Source organism: Cellulophaga sp. F20128 (assembly GCF_023015805.1).
GTDB lineage: Bacteria > Bacteroidota > Bacteroidia > Flavobacteriales > Flavobacteriaceae > Cellulophaga.
Map to the genome: position 1 here is coordinate 1 of NZ_JALKBA010000044.1, position 3,463 is coordinate 3,463.

At 31.8% G+C, this 3,463-nt stretch carries 4 protein-coding genes; all 4 read right to left on the reverse strand.

Annotated elements, in window-relative coordinates; translation table 11 throughout:
* Positions 1-181 precede the first annotated feature (181 nt).
* Positions 182-844 carry a hypothetical protein gene (locus tag MWU65_RS17320; protein WP_247079940.1) on the reverse strand — a complete coding sequence of 221 codons (663 nt, stop codon included), beginning with the start codon at positions 842-844 and terminating at the stop codon, positions 182-184.
* Positions 845-1,168: 324 nt separating this feature from the next.
* Complete coding sequence (locus tag MWU65_RS17325; protein WP_247079941.1) at positions 1,169-1,531, reverse strand: hypothetical protein; 363 nt, start codon at positions 1,529-1,531, stop codon at positions 1,169-1,171.
* 476 nt (positions 1,532-2,007) lie between these two features.
* The gene (locus MWU65_RS17330; RefSeq protein ID WP_247079942.1) at positions 2,008-2,418 is read right to left on the reverse strand and encodes a hypothetical protein; all 411 of its coding nucleotides are present in this window, start codon (positions 2,416-2,418) and stop codon (positions 2,008-2,010) included.
* A gap of 158 nt (positions 2,419-2,576) precedes the next feature.
* Entirely contained in the window at positions 2,577-3,167 is a 591-nt protein-coding gene (locus tag MWU65_RS17335) for a hypothetical protein (RefSeq protein ID WP_247079943.1), read from the reverse strand.
* Positions 3,168-3,463 lie beyond the last annotated feature (296 nt).

Genomic DNA, 3,463 nt, shown 5'->3' on the forward strand with positions numbered 1-3,463 from the left:
TTAAATCAATTTGTTTCCTAAAATTTTAAAGAAAAAGCTTGTTTTTTGACACAGTACCTATGATTTCGGTCTGGGAAATCCGTTAGGATTTTTCAAGGTCGGAATCGAGCCAGATTAAAAGTACTAAATTTTCTTTTTAGAAAAAGGCAAGACTGAATTATAGGCATTGTTGTAAGTAGTTTTATTTTTTCTTTCTTAATTTCCTAATTAGAAAAAATATTCCAATACCTAATATAGCGTAGAAGAACAATTTCCCGAAAACGTATCCTTGCCTGTAAGCTTTTGATTTTCCAGTATATTGTTCTAATGAATCTAAACCATCAAGGTTTACGGAACTAAAAAATGTTTCTTTAATATCATTCAATTCCTTTGCTGGATTATATATCGATAGCATTATTAAGTCATTACCTGCCAAAAATGTCCTCGATTCCATTATTGGTTTTTCAATATCGTTGTATATTATTGATTTGTAACCAATCAGTTCTCCGAGTTTAATTTCCTCTTTTTCTGCTTTGGAACTGTTTTTTACACCGTCAATAACTCCTTCGTAATATTCTATCAATGATTCGTAATTATATGGCAGTGAAGAAAGGTCTTTATCCTTTGTACTACTTTCAGCTGGTAGCTTTTGGATAATAAGTGTTGAAATACCAATTTGAGTATATAGTTGATTGATCCTTACGCCTTTTACAATTGTATCTAATTGGTATACTTCTTCTGTAGGAAAATCAATTTTAATATTTTCGAGTTGAAATACAAACCAATTTGCCTCCTGTCCGATTAGACTAAAAGGTATAAGAAGTAATCCAAGGATTATTTTTAATTTAATTTCTGATATTTTCATAAATTACTTACAACGGCTGGGCTAAGCGTAGTGCGGGGCGGAAATCCAGCGGATTTCCAGCTACGCACGAAGCAAAATTTTTGGGTTTCGCTTTTTCTTTTTTGTCCAAAGCTAAATCCCAAAGATTTAGCGACCTTATAAATATACACAGACTTTGGCTTTAAAACCTAAGCCCGCATTAAGTATAGGCATTGTTACCACACGTTTTTCCCGCCCGAGTTGAGTTGGCTTTGACACAAGATTGGTAAGTCCATTCCGCAAACTAGCTAGAAAGTCCATCTGCTTAACAGTTGCGTTTGAGTAAAATCCGTTTATGATATAATATTATTTCAACTTAAAATCTTTTAGCCAGTATTGAAAGCCCAAAGCTTGAGCATCATTTCCACTTGCTATTTTCTTTATAATTTTCAATGCGTTTTCCCCACTAGTTTTATCATATTCTAGTTTTTCCAGTAAATGAACTGCAGCCCAAATATTGGTTCTGTTTTCTTCTTCAGTTAACAATTCAGAAAATTTAGCGACCTCATTTAAATTGTTCTTTTTTGAAATCATCTGAACTAATTGGTACATTCTTCCAACTGCTTTATTACATTTCTTGACAGAAAATTTATCCGAGTAGTCATGCTGTGATTCGGAATAAATTTTTGTCTGTTTTTTATAATCGTTTATTAAATCTTCGATATTCATTTTTGGGTCAAAATGTGTGGTAACGTGTTCGTGTATGATTAGTTGCGTGTGTAAGGATCTAATTTAGTAAACAAAAACGAACCAGAGAAAATTCCGCAGGAATTTTCCAAGTAGACGTGAACCTAGCAATTAATGATACACGTTGTTAGCCTACGTTATTTTATTTCCAAACCTAATTTCTGCTATTATCATCATCGTTATAAAATAAATAATCGGAATTAGACCAACAATCATCCAAATCAGATGTTTTTTCCATTTTGGTTTATTATTCGACCATACAATTAATGGATGAAAAAATGACCAACCTAATGAACCAAAAACCATTATGAAATTAATCAATTTGCCATATTCATAAACCCATCGATAATTGGAAATTCGAAATCTCTCGACATAATTTCCAATTAACATTCCCAATAGACAAATTCCGATAATCAGAATCGAAGTCAGTTTAGGATTGTATGTGATTTGGGATATTTTCATTCACAATTTCTAATTTTCTGACGATTACTAAATTCATTCCAAAATTCTTTGAGGTTTTCAAAATGCGGGTTTTCATTAATTCGTTCCAAGTTGAATTTTACATCAGTTATCAAGTTATGTAATTCGGTTTTGTTCTTCCCGTTATATATTATTTCCGCTTTCCAATCGTCTCTCCACTCTCCAAAAGATTGAAAGTAAAGAGTATCATTCTTAATTTCAAATTTTCTCCATTCAGATAATTTCACCCATTTATTTTCGGATGCAACTCTCATCGAGTCTTTTTTGAAATAAACCTCTGTATATTCTCCATTATTGCACATAGAATAATTTCCATCAAGTTTTTGCTCATTTTGGCAACCAAAGAGCAAAGTAATAATCAAAATTATATTCCAAAGATTGAGTTTCATCTAATGTAGGCTAACGTTTATGTATATGGAAAGTTGCGGTTTTGTGTGCGAGGATTTTCCGAAGGAAAATCAGACGTAACAAAACAAGCAACGACCTTTATTTAAGCCAAACACCAGCAATTTTTTATATACTGTGTTGTGTGTAGGCTTTTATTTATTCAACTATATTTTTTCTTCTTTTCCACGCTTTTCGGTTCGTATGACGTTTGATATTTTCCATTTTTGTCAGGCGAATAGATTTTATATGGTTCTCTATTTTGGTTTTGTTCTTTTCTAATTTCGTGGAATAAATTCAAATCTCCGTTTAAAAAAGTCAGTCCGTATTTCAATAATTCATTATTAGCATTTTCCAAACTCGGTTCAACTCCTTTTTTAGTCGGAAATTCATATTCCGATGCTTTTGATTTCGGCTCTATTATTTTCTTAAATCTCCAGAGTGCAATTGAATTCCAATCATATTCTAAAACGTCTTCGCTGTCTCCTTCTCCGAAAATTATATTGTAACAATATGGGTAATCTGTTGGATAAGTTGTACTCGATATTTTTAAGTATTGGTTTTCCTTTCGGTAAATTATTATCGAAGAATGTTTTCCGATTTCAATTTTATGTTTTTTAAATCCGAACTGTTCAAAAGTCGGAATTACAATTTCCGTAGCTTTTTCCGAGAATAACTTTTGTTCAGGTGACGGCTTTTCGGTCTTTTCCGATTTAGCTTTTTTATTACCTTTTATAAAATCAAATATTCCCATTTTTCTTCTTTCACGGATTTTTCTTCAGCTTACACACAACGGTTCGGCTCGTATGTTTGTTTTATAGTTTGAAGATAGTATTTTTTTTGAGAATTAGAGGTTCGGTTAGATACAATTAAATTGATATCGTTTCATAGAATTAAGACTCTTTATAAGCTATATTTTTTAAAAGTCTTAGCTTAGGTACTTAACATTAAACTGAAATAGAAGGGATAGCGAGTTTTCGGCTAGATACGCTTGTAGTGATATCGTTTCATAGAAATTCCACCCTTCTATAATTTTCTTAGAATCTGAAC

Excerpts from the sequence above, each read along its gene's own strand:
- MWU65_RS17320 (WP_247079940.1), bottom strand. The coding sequence starts at position 844 with ATGAAAATATCAGAAATTAAATTAAAAATAATCCTTGGATTACTTCTT.
- MWU65_RS17330 (WP_247079942.1), bottom strand. The coding sequence starts at position 2,418 with ATGAAACTCAATCTTTGGAATATAATTTTGATTATTACTTTGCTCTTT.
- MWU65_RS17335 (WP_247079943.1), bottom strand. The coding sequence starts at position 3,167 with ATGGGAATATTTGATTTTATAAAAGGTAATAAAAAAGCTAAATCGGAA.
- MWU65_RS17325 (WP_247079941.1), bottom strand. The coding sequence starts at position 1,531 with ATGAATATCGAAGATTTAATAAACGATTATAAAAAACAGACAAAAATT.